Raw genomic sequence first — 3279 nt, forward strand, 5'->3', positions numbered from 1 at the left:
AAAGCGTGGCAGCTTCCTACCCTCGCAGGCAGTTTCCCACCAACTACTATCGGCGTAGAGAAGCTTAACTTCTGTGTTCGGCATGGGAACAGGTGTATCCTTCTCGCTATCGCCACCACACTATTTGTTTGAGAGTTTGTACCCTCAAAACTGGCTATCATTGCTTTAAGTTTACCATAGAACGCGTATCTGTGTCGCGGTTGAATACGGAGTATTCAACCATTTGGTTAAGTCCTCGACCGATTAGTATTGGTCCGCTCCATACATCGCTGTACTTCCACTTCCAACCTATCTACCTGATCATCTCTCAGGGGTCTTACTTCCATATAGGAATGGGAAATCTCATCTTGAGGGTGGCTTCACGCTTAGATGCTTTCAGCGTTTATCCAGTCCATACGTAGCTACCCAGCGATGCGCCTGGCGGCACAACTGGTACACCAGCGGTATGTCCATCCCGGTCCTCTCGTACTAAGGACAGCTCCTCTCAAATTTCCTGCGCCCGCGACGGATAGGGACCGAACTGTCTCACGACGTTCTGAACCCAGCTCGCGTACCGCTTTAATGGGCGAACAGCCCAACCCTTGGGACCGACTACAGCCCCAGGATGCGATGAGCCGACATCGAGGTGCCAAACCTTCGTCGATGTGGACTCTTGGGGAAGATAAGCCTGTTATCCCCAGGGTAGCTTTTATCCGTTGAGCGATGGCCTTTCCATTCAGAACCACCGGATCACTAAGCCCGACTTTCGTCCCTGCTCGACTTGTCAGTCTCGCAGTCAAGCTCCCTTATACCTTTACACTCTGCGAATGATTTCCAACCATTCTGAGGGAACCTTTGGGCGCCTCCGTTACATTTTAGGAGGCGACCGCCCCAGTCAAACTGCCCACCTGACACTGTCTCCCGCCGCGCTAAGCGGCGTGGGTTAGAGCGTTCATACAGCAAGGGTAGTATCCCACCAACGCCTCCACCGAAACTAGCGTTCCGGTTTCTACGGCTCCTACCTATCCTGTACAAGCGGTACAAACACTCAATATCAAGCTACAGTAAAGCTCCATGGGGTCTTTCCGTCCTGTCGCGGGTAACCCGCATCTTCACGGGTACTATAATTTCACCGAGTCTCTCGTTGAGACAGTGCCCAAATCATTACGCCTTTCGTGCAGGTCGGAACTTACCCGACAAGGAATTTCGCTACCTTAGGACCGTTATAGTTACGGCCGCCGTTTACTGGGGCTTCAATTCTGGGCTTCGCTTACGCTAACTCATCCTTTTAACCTTCCAGCACCGGGCAGGCGTCAGCCCCTATACGTCATCTTACGATTTAGCAGAGACCTGTGTTTTTGATAAACAGTTGTTTGGGCCTATTCACTGCGGCTGACCTTGCGGTCAGCACCCCTTCTTCCGAAGTTACGGGGCTATTTTGCCGAGTTCCTTAACGAGAGTTCGCTCGCTCACCTGAGGATACTCTCCTCGACTACCTGTGTCGGTTTGCGGTACGGGTAGATTATTTCTCACTAGAAGCTTTTCTCGGCAGTGTGACATCAAGCACTTCGCTACTTAAATTTCGCTCCCCATCACGCCTTGTCCTTAAAGAAGTAAGCATTTCACTCGCTTCAAGACTTAACGCTTGGACATCCATTTCCAGCCGGATGCATGCTTTAGCCTCCTGCGTCCCTCCATCGCTCAAACAAAATAATCTAGTACAGGAATCTCAACCTGTTTGCCATCGACTACGCCTCTCGGCCTCGCCTTAGGACCCGACTAACCCTGGGAGGACGAGCCTTCCCCAGGAAACCTTAGTCATACGGTGGACAGGATTCTCACCTGTCTTTCGCTACTCATACCGGCATTCTCACTTCTAAGCGCTCCAGCCGTCCTCACGATCGACCTTCAACGCACTTAGAACGCTCTCCTATCGCGTCCACGTAGTGGACACCCACAGTTTCGGTACTATGCTTAAGCCCCGGTATATTTTCGGCGCAGCGTCACTCGACTAGTGAGCTATTACGCACTCTTTAAATGGTGGCTGCTTCTGAGCCAACATCCTAGTTGTCTGTGCAACGCCACATCCTTTTCCACTTAGCATAGATTTAGGGACCTTAACTGGTGATCTGGGCTGTTCCCCTTTCGACAATGGACCTTATCGCTCACTGTCTGACTCCCGGACTAAAATATGCGGCATTCGGAGTTTATATGAATTCAGTAACCCATGATGGCCCCTAGTCCAAACAGTGCTCTACCTCCGCTATTCATCATCCGAGGCTAACCCTAAAGCTATTTCGGAGAGAACCAGCTATCTCCAAGTTCGTTTGGAATTTCACCGCTACCCACACCTCATCCCAACATTTTTCAACATATACGGGTTCGGTCCTCCAGTGCGTTTTACCACACCTTCAACCTGGACATGGGTAGGTCACTTGGTTTCGGGTCTACATCATCATACTCATTCGCCCTATTCAGACTCGCTTTCGCTACGGCTTCAGCTTTTCACTTTAACCTCGCATGATAACGTAACTCGCCGGTTCATTCTACAAAAGGCACGCCGTCACCCATTAACGGGCTTCGACTAATTGTAGGCACACGGTTTCAGGAACTATTTCACTCCCCTTCCGGGGTGCTTTTCACCTTTCCCTCACGGTACTGGTTCACTATCGGTCACTAGGGAGTATTTAGCCTTGGGAGATGGTCCTCCCGGATTCCGACGGAATTTCACGTGCTCCGCCGTACTCAGGATCCTGAACGGAGGGTAAGCAATTTCGACTACAGGGCTTTCACCTTGTTTCGCGTAGCTTTCCAGCTAACTTCGTCTATCACTTACTTTGGTAACTCCAATGTTCAGTCCTACAACCCCAAAGAGCAAGCTCTTTGGTTTGGGCTCTTCCCGTTTCGCTCGCCGCTACTAAGGGAATCGATTTTTCTTTCTCTTCCTGCAGGTACTTAGATGTTTCAGTTCCCCGCGTCTACCTTCAACATAGCTATGAATTCACTATGTGATAACTTGATTACTCAAGCTGGGTTGCCCCATTCGGAAATCTCCGGATCAAAGCTTACGTACAGCTCCCCGAAGCATATCGGTGTTAGTCCCGTCCTTCATCGGCTCCTAGTGCCAAGGCATTCACCGTGCGCCCTTTGTAACTTAACCTAGACAAATATAATTTGTCGGTTATCGCGATTCGAATTTCACTGACCTTACGGTCAGCTTAAGAAACTCGCACAAATACGCTGTGTTCTCGGCATTTAAAACTTAAAAACAATGATATCCAGTTTTCAAAGTACAAACAA

The 3279-nt window shown here is 50.0% G+C and carries 2 rRNA genes; both read right to left on the bottom strand.

The annotated features are described in order from the left end of the window. Window positions 1-3 precede the first annotated feature (3 nt). Window positions 4-120: ribosomal RNA gene (rrf, locus tag JCM12539_RS12325) — 5S ribosomal RNA — on the bottom strand. 103 nt (window positions 121-223) lie between these two features. After that, a 23S ribosomal RNA gene (locus JCM12539_RS12330) occupies window positions 224-3139 on the bottom strand. Window positions 3140-3279 lie beyond the last annotated feature (140 nt).

Origin of the sequence: Lacticaseibacillus pantheris DSM 15945 = JCM 12539 = NBRC 106106, assembly GCF_001311175.1 — a bacterium.
Classification (GTDB): domain Bacteria; phylum Bacillota; class Bacilli; order Lactobacillales; family Lactobacillaceae; genus Lacticaseibacillus; species Lacticaseibacillus pantheris.